We start from the raw sequence: 17285 nt of genomic DNA, 5'->3' as shown, positions 1-17285 counted from the left end.
TTGTACCTTCAAAAAATAACCAATCAATAATTTTTGCCGTTTTCGGTACGTTGTTGAGCGCCGCCGATCTTTTTCACAACGCGTATCAATTTTCCATTTGCGCAGATCCCTTCCAGCACCACATTAAAAGATTGTGTGAAATCATTGTTATAGAAGTCTACCAGTATGCGTTGTTGTGTCGCATTGCTAAAGAGATTCGGGTTCCAGTACAGGGTTGTGCGGTTATCTGCTTTCGGGAGGTCGTCCGGCTGCTTGTCGTACACCGGGCTGTAAAACTCCCTGAACCTGGTATAACCCGGCAGCAAAACACTCGCGAGTCCTTTGGGATCGGGCAATTGGGTATCGGTTCCCCTTCTTGTATACACCGCGATCGCTCCTCCTCGCCCGCCACCCGAAGCAAACACGAACGGGGGAGCGAAGGCCTTGATCATTGCGAGGCTGGCAACGGGTATATCAACGAGTGTTGAAAGATCGATTTTGTTTTCATTCAGGTAAAACTCCGGAAGGTATCCACGCCAGTCGATGCTGTAATTGAGCCCGCTGATATACCGTATTGTGAGCCCGGGAATTTTACCCTGTAAATACTCCAGCACGTTGATCGCAACCGTTGGTTTGGCCGGATCGGTGAGATCATACGTATAATCCTTTCGCGACGGGCTTCCGTTGAAAAAGCCACTTGCATATTTTTCGTTCAGTATTTCTTCGCGTGTTTTTTTACGGGTGGTTACCGTTACGTCTTTTAATGTGGTTTCTGCGAGAAGCTTGTTCAGCAGTTCCTGTTCCTGCAGCAAACGGTCGAGCATTTGTTTGGCAAGCGGCCTGTTCTTTACCGTAAAGCCGGAACCTTTCCATGGTGAAATGTTTTTCGCAGGAAGTTGCAAGAGCCCGTTGTCCAGTTTCAATTCAATTTTTTCTGAAAGTGCCTTGTTGTTGTTTACGCTGTAGAAAACAGTTGCGGTATCAAAAAAAACGAGCGGTTGTTCAAACCTGCCATTGTTTGTAACGGGAACGGAAAAGAATTGCCGGCTGCTGTCCTTGTGTACCACGATCAGGTTTAATTCCACCGGTGCGCTGTTTCTCCTGGTGCCATACACCGTTCCGTTCATTTTCATGAACCCCGTTTCTGCGGGATGTTCGGTTTTGGGAGCAACACCGGCTTTGATCTTTTCCCAATCAAACCGCCGCCAGCCATTGGTGAGCATCACAAGATCGAGATGCGCGGCCACGCTGTCGGCGCCGCTTGAAAAATAATAAGCGGGGTTGTAGATTCTTCCCTTGATCTCACCCGACAGCAACAGGTCCGAAAAAATAGAGTGTTCCGCGGGAAGGTCAAGCCCGGCGTCTGTTACCGAGAGCGACATATTTGTGAACGATGTATCTGGAACAAAGATCTCGAGGCTGTTTTCCCCTTTTTTTGCCGTATTCACCACCGGCGCAGAAAGTTCTGCCGCAAGCGAATAGGTTGGGTTGTTGAGGAATAGAACACGCTCCGCGGCGGGAAGCCAGTCTGAAGTAAACAAAGTGAATTGAAGCAATCCGGGTGGCAGGTCGTGTATGGGCACAGCGGCATTGAGTACTGTTTTATCCGACAGGTTGATCTCCACCTGGTATAGGCCCACACCATTCATGTGAACGAGCATCGTCATCTTTTTAAAATGCTCCGCAACCACTTCAGTACGCTCCACGCGGAACATGGCTTTGTCTTTGATCCTTGTGACTGCAAGTTGAGCCCCCTGTGTTTTCGCCGCAGGTAATGTTGTGCTCCCGGCTGTTCCGTATTCATCCACCCAGTTCAGGCGGTAGGTCTGTCCCGGCACGGGCTCGAGAAAAAAACTTCCCATGCCATCATGCTGAACCTGGAGCGAGTCGAGGGTATTGTTGTTGTTGTCGGTGAGCACGCCATACACAAAAACGGGCGCGCCCGACCTGTTGTTTGCCTTAAAAGCCACGCGGCTGCGCAAGCCCTGCACGAGGAACCCGCCTTCGGGAAAAACGGATACGGCGGTACCATCTGCCGGCGGCCGGGCTGTTTTGATGGAGGGGATATTGACGGCAATATCGCGCTGGTAAGCAAAAGCGGGATCATCGTTCAGCATCCATTTTGTAAAAGCTTTTACCTGTAAAGACGGGAAATTGTAATCAGCGGGAATGTCAAACGATCCCGCAGACGAAGAAAACAAAACAGGGGCGGCGGTGCGTAACAGGGGTTTTCCATCGCCATCGTACCACTCTAGGTAAACGTTCGTGCTGGCGGGGAGGGAATCGCGGCCCTGGAGAATGTAGGCTTTGTACCAGATGGTTTCACCGCGGTTGTAAATGCTTTTATCGAAATGGATATGGATCTTTTCAGGTGCGAAATGCCGGGCAATCCTGTTCATCATGGAATCCAGTTGCTGGGCGCCGGCGATGCTGAAGGCGGACAGGAGTGAAGCCATTAAAAGACAGGCATATTTCCTCATGATATGAATATATTAAAAAATGCGATACGTAGGGATTGAAATGGAAACCGGTGTGCCGGTTTGTTTGGGAGGTGGCGTTTTTTTTACTGGTGGCATTTTTTGGAAGAACGATAAGAAGTCATCGAAAAATGTATTAAAATCAGCAGATCACTGGCGTAAGGGTTGGCTACGGTTTCTTTACCACATGAATTCGTACATTACGGGTCTGGTTAACACAATGCAAACGAAGCGAACGAAGTATCGATACGATTTCGAAAACTCCCATAAACCATTATGAAAAAAGCCGCGACTCTTTTTTTAGCCGTATTGCTTCTGCAGGCCTGTAATTCAAAGCACGACAGCCAAGGAAGTCTCGAGGCTTCTATCATAAACGATGCCTTTTTAGATATGATTGATACGGTGGCTTATAAATACCACACGCTTCGGCCCGCGCCCAATTTTGATGTATTTACTGATAGAGATTCTCTGACTGTAGCCATAGCGCCGGTGTTGTCGAATATACGGGAGCGAACAGCAGACATCAATTCCATTATCAGCGAAATGCCCATTGAGGATCGGAAAAAGATTGGGGAACTGTTTAAAAAGTCGGAAACGGATTCGGCGCAGGTAGAGCTACCATGGAAACAGATCGGGAACACAGGCCGGTATAAATTATTTCCGCACAGCAAACAATCCGGCGCCATCGATACACTTTCGGCGATAGGCAAAGTGTTGTTTTCAAGGGTCTACTTTGATGAAACTTACGCTATTTTAGTAGCCACAATCCGGGCCCCAACAAGAGTAGGCGTGGTAAAACTTTTCGTGTTGAAGAATACAGGGGGCAAATGGCGCAAAAAAGACGAATATGAGTTGGAGATCTGGTAGATAGGTCAAATACTCCTGGACGGAAACAGAAGCCCAATAGATGTCGCCGGAGATTTTTTAGACCTGGATCATCGATTCGCTTATCCCTGGATGAAAAGAATAAACATCATATTCATTTTTCTGGTCTCCGCCTGTGTTATCGACAGCATTAACATCACGGAACTGGCCAACGATACCGGCGAAGACATAGCGATTACTCTTTTCTTAGACCGCCAATACGTTTATGGTGCCGGGGTGGGCCCCCGGGAAGATGTTTTGAAACACTACGCCGACCGTGCGGAGGGATACCTCGTTTCAGTTGACACCATTGCAACATCTGCTACCTTCACAATACCGAAAGGGCAAACCATCGATTTTTTTGATGGTACCGGCCCAACACCCGATTTCAGCGTTTTGCAAAAGCTGATTGTGAAAGCAAATGGTGTAAACAAAGAATATTCCGGTAAGGAGCTTAAAGAATCGGTTCGAAAGGAGGGCAAAAATTGGGTTTGGCGCGTGCGTTGAACACATTTGCGTTGTGGCGGTAGTGATTGTAATATGCTCAGCCGCTGCGGAAGACCGAGGTTAGTTAATGATTTTGACCGAGATCTGCTTGTAATGGCGGTTGCGAACCTCTCGCCGGGATCGGCTTATGCCAAATTTAACCTCGGTGGAGTTTGTTTTTAAGATAACAATCCCTTACCTTTGCTGCCCCAAAAGTTCTTTATAAATAAGAATGATTGAATTTGGGAGTCCGGTAAAATGGACGCTATTACCAATTAAATCTAAAAAAGATGGCAAAAGAAATCTCTGGCTTCGTGAAGCTGCAGGTGAAAGGCGGTCAAGCCAATCCTGCGCCTCCGGTAGGGCCCGCACTCGGTTCAAAGGGTGTAAACATTATGGAGTTCTGCAAACAATTCAATGCAAGAACCCAGGACAAAATGGGAAAAGTAGTTCCTGTTTTGATCACCGTTTATTCTGACAAGTCGTTCGACTTTGTTCTGAAAACGGCTCCGGCCGCTGTTCAGTTGATGGAAGCGGCAAAGATCCAGACCGGATCGAAAGAAAGCAATCGTCAAAAAGTGGGTAAAGTAACCTGGGAACAGGTAGAAGCGATCGCCAAAGATAAAATGGCCGATCTCAACGCCTTTACAATCAACAGCGCCATGAGCATGGTTGCCGGTACTGCACGCAGTATGGGAATCACCGTTGATGGAAAAGCACCCTGGGAAAACTAATTTATTCACCTCGTCCGTCGCCCGCGTGTCGCCGAAGCTTTAGCGAGGGACAAGCCAGCGAAGGCAGACCAAATCATTAGAAAATGTCACTTACTAAAAAAAGAAAAGTAGCAGTAACTAAGGTGGATAAAAACAAAGCTTATTCACTGAAAGACGCATCTGCACTCGTAAAAGAAATTAACTGCACCAAATTCGACAGCTCTGTGGATCTGCACATCCGTTTGGGTGTTGATCCTAAGAAAGCTGATCAGCAGGTGCGTGGTACCGTATCATTGCCACATGGCACAGGTAAAACCAAAAAAGTACTCGTTCTCTGTACACCTGATAAAGAAGCGGCTGCGAAAGAAGCAGGTGCTGATTATGTGGGACTGGATGAGTTCATCACAAAGATCGAAGGCGGTTGGGTAGATATGGATGTGATCATCGCTACACCTGCTGTAATGCCTAAGATCGGTAAACTGGGTAAAGTACTGGGGCCACGTAACCTCATGCCAAACCCTAAAACCGGAACCGTTACCAACGATGTGGCAGCGGCAGTAAATGAAGTAAAAGGCGGTAAGATCGCTTTCAAGGTTGATAAAGCGGGTATCGTACACGCTTCTATCGGGCGTATCTCATTTGCACCGGAAAAACTGGCCGAGAACAGCACCGAGCTGATCAATGCCATCATCAAACTGAAACCATCTACAGCAAAAGGAATCTACCTTAAAGCGGTAAGCATGGCCAGCACGATGAGCCCGGGTATCACATTAGACACGAAACAATTAGCGAACTAATCCTGGTGATTTATCCGCCGAAGCCTTTGGCAAAGGCGGATGGAAGTGACCCGGGTCTTAAAAAAAATTAGTTATGACAAAAGATCAAAAAAATGAAGTGATTGAAGCCCTCAAAGGGAAGTTCAGTCAGTACAATAACTTCTATGTTACCGATACAGAAGCCCTGACGGTAGCACAGGTATCAAAACTCCGCCGCACCTGCTTCAACAAACAGGTTGAAATGAAAGTGGCAAAGAACACATTGATCCGCAAGGCGCTCGAATCACTGGATGCTGAAAGGTATGCTGGTGTGTACGACTCCCTGAACAATGTAACCGCCCTCATGTTCTCTGAGAACCCTAAGGAGCCGGCTTTGATCATCAGCTCGTTCCGCAAGGAAAGCAATGGTGAAAGACCGATCCTGAAAGCAGCGTTCATCAACGGCGATGTTTATACCGGAGACAATACACTGAAAGCGCTCACACAGATCAAGACCAAAAATGAATTGATCGGTGAAGTGATCGGCTTGTTGCAATCGCCTGCAAAACGCGTATTGGCTGCCTTGTTGCACCACCACGAAAAGCAAGCGAACGGAACAGCAACAGAAGCTCCTGCAGCAGAAGCGGCACCAGCCGCAGAAGCGCCTGCAGCTCCTGAAGCAGCAGCACCGGAAGCACCGGCGGCTGACGCACCTGCAGCTGAATAAACCAGCTTCGGGCGAAGTAACCAGTATTAAATGAGAGCGATCTCAACTTAATAGGAAACAAATTTTTTTAAACTCCGTCGGATCACATGCGTGATATGAAGACGGAAAAAATTTAATCAAAATGGCAGACATTAAAGCATTAGCTGAAACATTAGTAGGCTTAACAGTAAAAGACGTTCAGGAACTGGCAGACGTATTGAAAGCCGATTACGGTATCGAACCAGCTGCAGCAGCAGTAGTGGTATCTGGCGGCGACGGTGGTGGCGCAGCAGCAGCTGAAGAGAAAACATCTTTCGATGTGATCCTCGTTAACGGCGGCGCAAGCAAACTGGGCGTTGTTAAGATCGTTAAAGAATTGACAGGCCTCGGTCTGAAAGAAGCAAAAGACCTCGTTGACGGCGCTCCTAAAGCAGTTAAAGAAGGCGTATCTAAAGCAGAAGCTGATGATATCGCTGCTAAACTGAAAGAAGGCGGTGCTGAGGTTGAAGTAAAATAATTTTTGCTTCGCTGAAAGAGATGGCCGGTGCGTTTTACGCACCGGCTTTTTTATGGGTAGGATCGGCATCGCAACCGGATCGTTTTGCATTCTGGTGCCGTGACCTGCAATTGATCCCATCCCCATAAAACAAAAAAGCAATGCTGCTCCCCGGTAAAGGATTTATAAATAACTTCAGGTTACAAATTCCCAAACACCAAACCGATCTCAACACATCGTATGAAAAAAACAAACCTACTGCTCGCTGGCGCAATTGTATTGCTGGCTTCGTGTAAGAACAATACGGAGACCGACCGGTCTTATTTCGACAGGACTGCGATGGATACCACCGTTCAACCCGGTGATGATTTTTTTACCTATGCCAACGGCACATGGATTAAGAACAGCAAGATCCCCGACGACCAGAGCGGCTGGGGCAGTTTTTATTCGCTGTACGACGAGAACCTGAAAAAAATGCGCACCATACTTGATGAAACTTCTGCAAAGAAAGACCAGCCCAAGGGCAGCGCCGCACAGAAAGTAGGCGATTTTTATGCGAGCGGTATGGACACACTCGCACTCGAAAAAGCAGGCTACGAACCACTCAAACCCATGCTTGCAAAAATAGACGCAGTTAAAAATTACCAGGAACTGCTTAACCTGCTCGCAGAAAATACAAAAGACGGCGATGGCGACCTGGTTGGCATTTACGTTGGCGCCGATGAGCGCAACAGTTCACGCAACATCATGACGCTTTACCAGACAGGAACCACGCTTCCTGAAAAAGATTATTATACCAAAACAGACCCGATCACTACAGACAAGCGAAACAAACTGGTTGCCCACGCAGCGAAATACTTTACCATGACCGGCACCGACCCGGCCACTGCAAAAAAAGCGGCAGCCGATGTGCTCGCCCTTGAAACGGAGATCGCAAAATCACACCTTACCCCGGTGGAACTGCGTGACCCCATCAAGAATTACAACAAGATGTCTGTGAAAGACCTTGAAAAAATTGCACCGAACATAGGATGGGCAAACCTCTTTGATAAAATCGGGATGAAGGCCGATAGTGTGAATGTATCACAACCCAAATACTATACTGCATTGAGCGTACTGCTTGCATCGCGCCCTATAGACGCATGGAAGGCAAAAGTAAAATTCGATTATATCTCAGGCAATGCATCGCTGCTGAGCAAGGCGTTCCGCGATGAACGCTTTGATTTCGGTAAACTCTTCTCCGGTGCAAGAACACAACCGGAGCGCTGGAAGAAAATGGTGAGCACAACAGACGGCGGTCTGAAAGACCTGCTCGGCCAGGTTTATGCGGAGAAATATTTTCCGCCGGAAGCAAAAAAACGGATGGATGAGTTGGTAGACAATCTCCAGAAAGCCTTCAAACTGCGCATCGATAAACTCGACTGGATGAGCGATACCACGAAACAGAAAGCGCAGGAGAAACTGGCGGCTTTCCTGAAAAAGATCGGCTATCCATCCAAATGGAAAAATTTTGACGATGTGGAGATCAGCCGCGATAATTTCTACGCCAACATGCGCAGCATTGCCAAACACGAGTTCAGGGAAAGCATGGCCAAAGTAGGGCAGAAGGTAGACAAAACAGAATGGCAGATGACCGTTCCTGAAGTGAACGCCTATTACAATCCTACCTTCAACGAGATCGTATTCCCCGCAGGCATCCTGCAGTTTCCTTTCTTTGATATGCACGCCGATGATGCGATCAACTACGGCGCCATCGGGCTGGTGATCGGCCATGAAATGACACATGGTTTCGACGACCAGGGCCGTCAATACGATGCGGATGGCAACCTGAAAGACTGGTGGGCGCCCAAAGACGCGGACCTCTTCAAAGCAAAAGCGGATAAGGTTGTGCAGCAATACAATGCCTACACCATGCTCGACAGTCTTCATGTAAACGGAGCGCTCACTTTGGGCGAGAACCTTGCCGACATTGGCGGCCTTGCCATTGCGTACGACGCGTTCAAATTAACCGGACAGGGCAAAGGGGATCAAAAAATTGACGGGTTCACACCGGATCAGCGTTTCTTCCTGGGTTTTGCCCAGGCCTGGCGGATCGTGAACCGTCCGGAAAACATCCGCACCAACATCACCACCGACCCGCATTCACCGGAAAAATACCGGGTGATCGGGCCGCTCTCCAATTTCGACCCGTTTTATGCGGCATTTGGGGTAACGGAAAAAAACAAAATGTACAGGAAGCCCGAGGATAGGGCGAAAATCTGGTAGGAAACAGGCCTGGGGCCAGGAGGGAAGCGCTTCCTGGCCCCGGGCAAACTCCTTACCCGGACGATTTGGCATAACCTTAACTTTTTTGCCCGGATCCGCGTGTTTTGGTCCAAAATTTGTTTTTTGGATTTCCCATCAATCCTTACCTTTGCCATCCTTATTTTGGGCAAATTAGCGGGTGGACATTTTTATCGTCGACGTTTGGATGATGAATGAGCCGATTGTACGTTAAGAGAACTCAAGTCTCCCCAAAACTTTTTTCGTATAAAACCGGTTTTCACAAATATGTCTACAACAACATTGAACAACAGGGTCAACTTCGGAAAAACTAAACACTTGGCCGATGCACCAGACCTACTCGACATTCAGTTAGAATCATTCAGAGAATTTTTCCAGTTAGAGACCACGCCTGATAAACGCAATGTGGAAGGGCTGTTCCGTGTGTTCAAGGAGAACTTTCCTATTACCGACACGCGCAACATTTTCATGCTGGAGTTCCTGGATTATTTCATCGATCCGCCACGTTACACCATTGAAGAGTGTATGGAGCGCGGGTTGACCTACGCGGTTCCCCTGAAAGCCAAACTCCGTTTGAGCTGTAACGATGAGGAGCACGTAGATTTCCAGACCATTGTTCAGGATGTGTTCCTTGGAAACATCCCCTACATGACACCGCGTGGTACCTTCGTGATCAATGGAGCCGAGCGTGTGGTTGTATCACAATTGCACCGTTCACCCGGCGTATTCTTCGGCCAGTCTATCCACCCCAACGGAACCAAGATCTACTCTGCAAGGGTGATCCCGTTCAAGGGCGCATGGATGGAGTTTGCGACCGATATCAATAACGTAATGTATGCTTACATCGACCGTAAGAAAAAATTCCCGGTAACAACCTTGTTGCGTTCCATCGGTTTTGAGACCGATAAGGACATCCTGGAACTTTTCGGTATGGCCGATGAAGTAAAGGCAGATAAAAAATCACTCGCCAACCAGGTTGGTAAAAAACTCGCTGCCCGCGTGCTGAGAACATGGGTAGAAGATTTCGTGGATGAAGATACCGGTGAGGTAGTGAGCATCGAACGTAACGAGATCGTAATGGAGCGCGACACGGTTCTTGATGAAGAAGCGATCGCAACCATCATTGAAATGGAAGTGAAAAGCGTATTCATCCAGAAAGAAGACGTGGGTGGAGATTACGCCATCATCTATAACACATTGAACAAAGATACTTCGAACAGCGAGCTCGAGGCCGTTCAGCACATCTACCGCCAGTTGCGCGGTGCCGATGCGCCCGACAACGAAACCGCACGCGGTATCATCGATAAATTGTTCTTCTCTGATAAGAGATATGACCTTGGTGAAGTGGGCCGTTACAAGATCAACCGCAAACTCAACCTCGATTATCCTTTACAGAAAAAAGTATTGACCAAACAGGACATCATCGAGATCATCAAATACCTCGTTCGCCTTACGAATGCGAAAGCCGAGATCGATGACATCGATCACCTGAGCAACCGCCGCGTTCGTACCGTAGGTGAGCAATTGTATGCACAGTTCGGCGTGGGCCTCGCGCGTATGGCGCGTACCATCCGTGAGCGTATGAACGTTCGCGACAACGAGGTGTTCACACCGGTTGACCTGATCAATGCAAGAACACTTTCTTCTGTGATCAACTCGTTCTTCGGAACATCGCAGTTGTCGCAGTTCCTCGACCAGACCAACCCGCTGAGTGAGATCACGCACAAGCGTCGTATCTCCGCGCTCGGGCCAGGCGGTCTCTCGCGTGAGAGAGCGGGCTTCGAGGTTCGTGACGTACACTATTCTCACTATGGCCGTCTTTGTACCATTGAAACACCGGAAGGACCGAACATCGGTCTGATCTCCACGCTTTGCGTACACGCTGCGATCAACGATATGGGCTTTATTGAAACGCCGTACCGTAAAGTAGTGGATGGAAAAGTGAACATGAAAGAACTCACTTTTTTAAGCGCCGAAGAAGAAGATACGGCGAAAATTGCGCAGAGCAATTCGCCTTTGAATGAGAAGGGACAATTTACCGAAGACAAGGTTGTATCGCGCCAGACAGGTGATTTCCCGATCCTTGATAAAGAAGAAGTGGAATATATGGACGTTGCGCCAAACCAGATCGTTGGTTTGAGTGCCTCACTGATCCCGTTCCTCGAGCACGATGATGCCAACCGTGCCCTGATGGGATCGAACATGCAACGCCAGGCCGTTCCTTTGCTGCGCCCCGAAGCACCGATCGTGGGTACGGGCCTCGAAGGAAAAGCCGCACGCGACGCACGTATCCAGATGCACGCAGAAGGAAACGGGGTGATCGAATTTGTTGATGCAAATGAAATTCATGTCCGTTACGACCGCAACGACCTGGATCGTCTGGTAAGCTTTAATGAGGACCTGCAGGTGTATAAACTGACGAAATTCATTAAAACAAACCAGGCTACCTGTATCAACCTGCGCCCTGCGGTTCGCAAGGGGCAGAAAGTGAAGAAAGGAGATTTCTTAACCGAAGGATACGCAACAAAAGATGGCGAGCTCGCACTCGGAAGAAACCTGCAGGTGGCATTCATGCCATGGAAAGGGTACAACTTCGAGGATGCGATCGTGATCAGCGAAAAAGTGGTTCGCGAAGACCTGTTTACTTCCGTTCACATTGAAGAATATGAACTCGAGGTACGCGATACCAAACTGGGTGAAGAAGAACTGACACCGGATATTCCAAACGTTTCGGAAGATGCTACCAAGGATCTCGATGAACATGGTATCATTCGCATCGGGGCAACCATCAAGGAAGGAGACATCCTCATCGGTAAGATCACGCCAAAAGGCGAATCGGATCCTACCCCTGAAGAGAAATTGCTCCGTGCCATCTTCGGCGACAAAGCCGGCGATGCTAAAGACGCTTCTTTGAAAGCGCCAAACGGAACAGAAGGTGTTGTGATCGATAAAAAATTATTCCAACGCGCCAAGAAAGACAAGAACGGGAAGATCCGCGAGAAAGCGTTGCTGGAAAAAGTAGAAAAAGTACACCAGCAGAATACAGAAGCGCTGAAAGAATTGCTGCTCGACAAATTGCAGACTTTGCTGAAAGACAAAGCATCTACAGGCGTAAGCAACAACTTCGGCGAAATGCTGATCGGTAAAGGGGCCAAATTCAATCAAAAGAATCTGTCTACCATCGATTACCAGAATGTGAACCCGCTGGGCTGGACAGGTGATGCAAAAACGGATGACCAGATCAACACGTTGCTGCACAACTACAGCATCAAGTACAACGAAGAACTGGGACGTTACAAGAGAGAGAAATTCAACATCTCTATCGGAGACGAATTACCAGCCGGAGTATTGAAACTCGCCAAGGTTTACCTCGCTGTAAAACGTAAACTGAAAGTGGGAGATAAAATGGCGGGCCGTCACGGTAACAAAGGTATCGTAGCCAAGATCGTTCGTGCAGAAGACATGCCATTCATGGAAGACGGAACACCGGTTGATATCGTGCTGAACCCGTTGGGGGTACCATCGCGTATGAACCTTGGACAGATCTATGAGACCATTCTCGGGTGGACAGGTAAGAAACTGGGGCTGAAATTCTCTACGCCGATCTTTGATGGTGCATCAACAGACCAGATCGAAGATTACTGTAAACAGGCAGATATTCCAAGGAACGGGCACACCTATCTCTACGATGGAGAAACAGGTGAGCGTTTCCACCAGAAAGCAACCGTGGGTGTGATCTACGTGATCAAACTGCACCACATGGTTGACGACAAGATGCACGCGCGTTCGATCGGGCCATACAGCCTCATCACGCAGCAGCCATTGGGTGGTAAGGCACAGTTCGGTGGCCAGCGTTTTGGAGAGATGGAGGTATGGGCACTGGAAGCATATGGTGCGGCCAACATCCTGCAGGAATTGCTTACCCTGAAATCAGATGACATCATCGGCCGTGCGAAAACCTACGAGGCGATCGTGAAAGGTGATAACATTCCACGCCCTGGCGTTCCTGAATCATTCAACGTATTGGTTCATGAATTGAGAGGGTTGGGACTGGATCTGAAATTCGAGTAAGGCATAAGGCCGCAAACCTGTAATACGCAGGGGAAGGCATTTGTCTGAAAGAAAAACAAACTAAACATTTAACAGGAGCATGCGGCACACAGCCGCAGCTCGCAGCTAATAGAAATATGGCAATAAAACGCGATAACAAACCGAGGCCAACGTTCTCACAGATCACCATCAGCCTGGCATCTCCTGATAGTATCCTGGAAAGAAGTTTTGGTGAAGTATTAAAGCCTGAGACCATCAATTACCGCACCTATAAACCGGAGCGTGATGGTTTGTTTTGTGAAAGGATCTTCGGACCGGTAAAAGATTATGAGTGTGCGTGCGGAAAGTACAAGCGCATCCGTTACAAAGGGATCGTGTGCGACCGTTGCGGTGTTGAAGTTACCGAGAAGAAAGTGCGCCGTGAGCGCATGGGCCACATCAAACTCGTGGTGCCTGTGGTGCATATCTGGTACTTCAAGAGCCTGCCGAACAAGATCGGTTACCTGTTGGGAATGAGCTCTAAAAAATTAGAGACCATCGTTTACTACGAAAGATACGTGGTGATCCAGGGCGGTATCAAAGAGAACCTTACCATGGGTGATCTGCTTACCGAAGAGGAATACCTCGATATTCTCGATAACTTACCAAAAGACAACCAATACCTGCCGGATGATGATCCGCAGAAATTTGTTGCGAAGATGGGTGCAGAAGCGGTTCACGCTTTGCTCGAGCGCATAGACCTCGACGGCCTCAGCTTCTCCCTGCGTAATGCGGCGGCAACAGAAACATCGCAGCAACGTAAGGCCGATGCACTGAAACGCCTGAGCGTTGTTGAATCGTTCCGCGATGCAAGCACAAGGATCACCAACCGCCCCGAGTGGATGGTGATGCAATACATCCCGGTGATCCCACCGGAACTGCGCCCGTTGGTGCCATTGGATGGCGGACGTTTTGCGAGTTCCGACCTGAATGACCTCTACCGCCGTGTGATCATCCGCAACAACCGACTGAAAAGGTTGCTGGAGATCAAAGCACCGGAAGTGATCCTGCGCAACGAAAAACGTATGCTGCAGGAAGCGATCGATTCACTCTTCGACAACAGCCGTAAATCAAACGCGGTGAAAGCAGAAGGTGGCCGCGCGCTGAAATCATTGTCTGATGTACTCAAAGGTAAACAGGGCCGTTTCCGCCAGAACCTCCTCGGTAAACGTGTCGACTATTCAGGTCGTTCGGTAATCGTTGTAGGACCTGAACTGAAAATACATGAGTGCGGTTTGCCGAAAGACATGGCCGCAGAATTGTTCAAACCATTTGTGATCAGGAAGCTGATCGAAAGAGGTATCGTGAAAACAGTGAAGTCTGCCAAGAAACTGGTAGACCGCAAAGAAGCTGTGATCTGGGATATCCTCGAAAACATATTGAAAGGCCACCCGATCCTGTTGAACAGGGCCCCGACACTTCACCGCCTGTCAATCCAGGCGTTCCAGCCAAAACTGGTAGAAGGTAAAGCGATCCAGCTTCACCCGTTGGTAACCTCATCGTTCAACGCCGATTTCGATGGTGACCAGATGGCCGTGCACGTGCCTTTGAGCAATGCAGCGATACTGGAAGCACAATTGCTGATGTTATCGTCGCACAACATCCTTAACCCGCAGAACGGTACGCCGATCACGCTTCCTTCACAGGACATGGTACTCGGCCTCTACTACATCACCAAGGGCAAGAAAACCATCGGTGATGAGATCGTAAAAGGCCAGGGTATGGCTTTCTACAGCATGGATGAAGTGATCATCGCTTACAACGAGCAACGTGTAGACCTTCACGCAAACATCAAAGTAAAAACCAATGTGCGTGAGAACGGGCAGCTGGTTAAAAAACTCATCGATACAACCGTTGGCCGCGTACTGTTCAACCAGCACGTGCCACAGGAAGTGGGATATGTGAACGCATTGCTTACGAAGAAATCACTCCGTGAGATCATTGGCGACATCATCAAGATCACCAACGTTCCTAAAACAGCGAAGTTCCTCGACGACATCAAAACACTCGGGTTCCGTATGGCGTTCCGTGGTGGATTGTCGTTCAGCGTAAACGACCTTATCGTTCCCGATATGCGCGGCGAATTGCTCGAGACGGCGAAAGACGAGGTTGCTGAAGTCTGGGACAGCTACAATATGGGTCTGATCACCAACAACGAACGTTACAACCAGGTTATTGATATCTGGGGACGTGTGGATATGAAGATCACCGAGAGCCTGATCCGTGAAATGACGCTCGATAAACAAGGATTCAATTCCGTGTTCATGATGCTCGATTCCGGGGCCCGTGGTTCTAAAACACAGGTTAAACAGCTCGTTGGTATCCGTGGTCTGATGGCTAAACCGCGTAAGAGCGGAAGCACAGGAAGCGAGGTAATTGAAAACCCGATCCTGTCAAACTTCAAAGGCGGACTGAACGTATTGGATTACTTCATCTCAACACACGGTGCGCGTAAAGGTCTTGCGGATACGGCCCTCAAAACAGCCGATGCCGGTTACCTCACACGCCGTCTGGTAGACGTATCACAGGACGTGGTGATCACCGAAGAAGATTGCGGCACACTTCGTGGAAATGCAACCACTGCTCTGAAAGACAATGAAGACATTATCGAACCATTGTCTGACAGGATCGAAGGACGTACATCGCTTCACAACGTGTACCACCCTGTAACGGATGAGCTGATCATAACCGCGGGAGAAGAGATCTCTTCAGAAGACGCGAAAAAAATTGAAGAAGCGGGTATCGAAACCGTTGAAATACGTTCCGTACTTACCTGCGAAAGCAAACGCGGCGTGTGCGTGAAATGTTATGGTAAGAACCTGGCAACAGGCTACCTGGCACAGAGAGGTGATGCCGTTGGTATCATCGCGGCACAGTCGATCGGTGAGCCCGGTACACAGCTGACACTCCGTACCTTCCACGTAGGTGGTGTTGCGGGATCGGCATCGGTAGAATCAACCTTGCAGGCAAGGTTCGACGGAACCATCCAGTTTGATGGCCTGCGTACGGTAGATACCGTGAACAACGAGGGCAACAAAGTGAAGATCGTTATCGGCCGTACCGGCGAGGTAAGGATCATGGATGTGAAGAACGACCGGCTGCTCATCACCAACAACGTTCCTTACGGTGCAACACTGAATGTGAAAGACGGTGCACAGGTGAAGAAAGGAGATGTGATCTGTACATGGGATCCGTTCAACAACGTAATCGTTGCGGAACTCAATGGTAAGATCAAGTTCGAAAACATCATCGATGGTATCACGTACCGCGACGAGTCTGATGAACAAACCGGCCACCGCGAGAAAGTGATCATCGAAACAAAAGACAAAACAAAGATCCCTACCCTTGTAGTAGATGGTAAGGAAAGCAAATCATACAACCTGCCTGTGGGCTCACACATCGTTATCGAAGAAGCGGATGAGGTGAAAGCAGGACAGGTACTGGTTAAGATCCCACGCGTTCTCGGAAAGCTCCGCGATATCACGGGAGGTCTGCCGCGTGTAACCGAATTGTTCGAAGCACGTAACCCGGGCAATCCGGCCATCGTTTGCGAGATCGATGGTGTAGTTGCCTTCGGAAACGTAAAACGTGGTAACCGCGAGATCATCGTTGAATCAAGGGACGGTATGGTGAAGAAATACCTCGTGCCATTGACAAGACAGATCCTCGTACAGGATGGCGATTTCGTGAAAGCGGGAACGCCGATGTCTGACGGACAGATCGCACCAGCCGATATCCTCGCGATCAAAGGGCCGTTTGCCGTACAGGAGTACGTGGTAAACGAGATCCAGGAGGTATACCGTTTGCAGGGTGTGCGTATCAACGATAAACACGTGGAGGTGATCGTTCGCCAGATGATGAAAAAAGTAGAGATCGTAGATGCAGGTGATACCAAATTCCTCGAGGAGGACCTGGAAGACAGGTTCGACTTTATCGAAGAGAACGACAGGATCTTCGATAAGAAAGTGGTAACCGAGGCGGGCGAAAGCACGAAAATGAAACCGGGTATGATCATCACACTGCGTGAGTTGAGGGAAGAGAACTCGATCCTCCGCAGAAGCGATAAAAAACTGGTGGAAGTAAGGGATGCAAAACCTGCAACGGCAACACCGGTACTGCTCGGTATCACCAAGGCCTCACTGGGCGTACAAAGCTGGATCTCGGCCGCATCGTTCCAGGAAACAACCAAGGTGTTGAGCCAGGCGGCGATACAAGGTAAAACGGATATGATGCTCGGACTGAAAGAGAACGTCATTACCGGTCACCTGATCCCGGCAGGTTCGGGCCAGAAAGAGTTCGACAACATGATCGTAGGAAGCAAGGAAGAATACGAAGTACTTGCCACCACTCGCGAAGCAATGAGCTTCGACGATGATGAATAAGAACGCATACCATACAGATTTTATATGATGGATATGATAAAGGCAGGAAGTGCAA

Annotated in this window: 10 protein-coding genes; 9 read left to right on the top strand and 1 reads right to left on the bottom strand. The window is 48.8% G+C overall.

What is annotated here, in order from left to right:
• Positions 1-23: 23 nt before the first annotated feature.
• Positions 24-2459 (bottom strand): hypothetical protein, encoded by a 2436-nt coding sequence (locus GWC95_RS13175; RefSeq protein ID WP_237722154.1) that lies wholly within the window; start codon positions 2457-2459, stop codon positions 24-26.
• A 273-nt stretch (positions 2460-2732) separates the two neighbouring features.
• Here GWC95_RS13175 and GWC95_RS13170 point away from each other — a divergent pair, with 273 nt between their 5' ends.
• The 9 genes from GWC95_RS13170 to rpoC all read left to right on the top strand — a co-directional run bounded on the left by GWC95_RS13170 (position 2733) and on the right by rpoC (position 17230).
• The gene (locus GWC95_RS13170) at positions 2733-3323 is read left to right on the top strand and encodes a hypothetical protein (RefSeq protein ID WP_161819191.1); all 591 of its coding nucleotides are present in this window, start codon (positions 2733-2735) and stop codon (positions 3321-3323) included.
• Between the two features lie 90 nt (positions 3324-3413).
• On the top strand, positions 3414-3827 hold the full coding sequence (locus GWC95_RS13165; protein ID WP_161819190.1) for a hypothetical protein: 414 nt from the start codon (positions 3414-3416) through the stop codon (positions 3825-3827).
• Positions 3828-4096: 269 nt separating this feature from the next.
• A complete protein-coding gene (gene rplK, locus GWC95_RS13160; protein ID WP_161819189.1) occupies positions 4097-4540 on the top strand; it encodes a 50S ribosomal protein L11 in 444 nt (147 codons plus the stop codon).
• 83 nt (positions 4541-4623) lie between these two features.
• Complete coding sequence (gene rplA / locus GWC95_RS13155; RefSeq protein ID WP_161819188.1) at positions 4624-5316, top strand: 50S ribosomal protein L1; 693 nt, start codon at positions 4624-4626, stop codon at positions 5314-5316.
• Between the two features lie 73 nt (positions 5317-5389).
• Positions 5390-6001 carry a 50S ribosomal protein L10 gene (gene rplJ, locus GWC95_RS13150; protein ID WP_161819187.1) on the top strand — a complete coding sequence of 204 codons (612 nt, stop codon included), beginning with the start codon at positions 5390-5392 and terminating at the stop codon, positions 5999-6001.
• Positions 6002-6122: 121 nt separating this feature from the next.
• Positions 6123-6497, top strand: a complete 375-nt coding sequence (gene rplL / locus GWC95_RS13145) for a 50S ribosomal protein L7/L12 (RefSeq protein WP_161819186.1) — start codon at positions 6123-6125, stop codon at positions 6495-6497.
• Positions 6498-6716: 219 nt separating this feature from the next.
• Positions 6717-8741 carry a M13 family metallopeptidase gene (locus tag GWC95_RS13140; RefSeq protein WP_161819185.1) on the top strand — a complete coding sequence of 675 codons (2025 nt, stop codon included), beginning with the start codon at positions 6717-6719 and terminating at the stop codon, positions 8739-8741.
• Positions 8742-9026: 285 nt separating this feature from the next.
• Complete coding sequence (rpoB, locus tag GWC95_RS13135; protein ID WP_161819184.1) at positions 9027-12830, top strand: DNA-directed RNA polymerase subunit beta; 3804 nt, start codon at positions 9027-9029, stop codon at positions 12828-12830.
• Between the two features lie 116 nt (positions 12831-12946).
• Complete coding sequence (gene rpoC / locus GWC95_RS13130; RefSeq protein WP_161819183.1) at positions 12947-17230, top strand: DNA-directed RNA polymerase subunit beta'; 4284 nt, start codon at positions 12947-12949, stop codon at positions 17228-17230.
• The last annotated feature ends 55 nt before the right edge of the window (positions 17231-17285 follow it).

Origin of the sequence: Sediminibacterium roseum (assembly GCF_009939005.1) — a bacterium.
Lineage (GTDB): Bacteria > Bacteroidota > Bacteroidia > Chitinophagales > Chitinophagaceae > Sediminibacterium > Sediminibacterium roseum.
The sequence above is the reverse complement of the archived record's forward strand: the minus strand, read 5'-3'. Positions and strand labels throughout refer to the sequence as shown.

What these genes read in the sequence shown, in the direction of transcription:
- GWC95_RS13175 (WP_237722154.1), bottom strand. Translation starts at nt 2,459, where the DNA reads ATGAGGAAATATGCCTGTCTTTTAATGGCTTCACTCCTGTCCGCCTTC.
- GWC95_RS13170 (WP_161819191.1), top strand. Translation starts at nt 2,733, where the DNA reads ATGAAAAAAGCCGCGACTCTTTTTTTAGCCGTATTGCTTCTGCAGGCC.
- GWC95_RS13165 (WP_161819190.1), top strand. Translation starts at nt 3,414, where the DNA reads ATGAAAAGAATAAACATCATATTCATTTTTCTGGTCTCCGCCTGTGTT.
- rplK (WP_161819189.1), top strand. Translation starts at nt 4,097, where the DNA reads ATGGCAAAAGAAATCTCTGGCTTCGTGAAGCTGCAGGTGAAAGGCGGT.
- rplA (WP_161819188.1), top strand. Translation starts at nt 4,624, where the DNA reads ATGTCACTTACTAAAAAAAGAAAAGTAGCAGTAACTAAGGTGGATAAA.
- rplJ (WP_161819187.1), top strand. Translation starts at nt 5,390, where the DNA reads ATGACAAAAGATCAAAAAAATGAAGTGATTGAAGCCCTCAAAGGGAAG.
- rplL (WP_161819186.1), top strand. Translation starts at nt 6,123, where the DNA reads ATGGCAGACATTAAAGCATTAGCTGAAACATTAGTAGGCTTAACAGTA.
- GWC95_RS13140 (WP_161819185.1), top strand. Translation starts at nt 6,717, where the DNA reads ATGAAAAAAACAAACCTACTGCTCGCTGGCGCAATTGTATTGCTGGCT.
- rpoB (WP_161819184.1), top strand. Translation starts at nt 9,027, where the DNA reads ATGTCTACAACAACATTGAACAACAGGGTCAACTTCGGAAAAACTAAA.
- rpoC (WP_161819183.1), top strand. Translation starts at nt 12,947, where the DNA reads ATGGCAATAAAACGCGATAACAAACCGAGGCCAACGTTCTCACAGATC.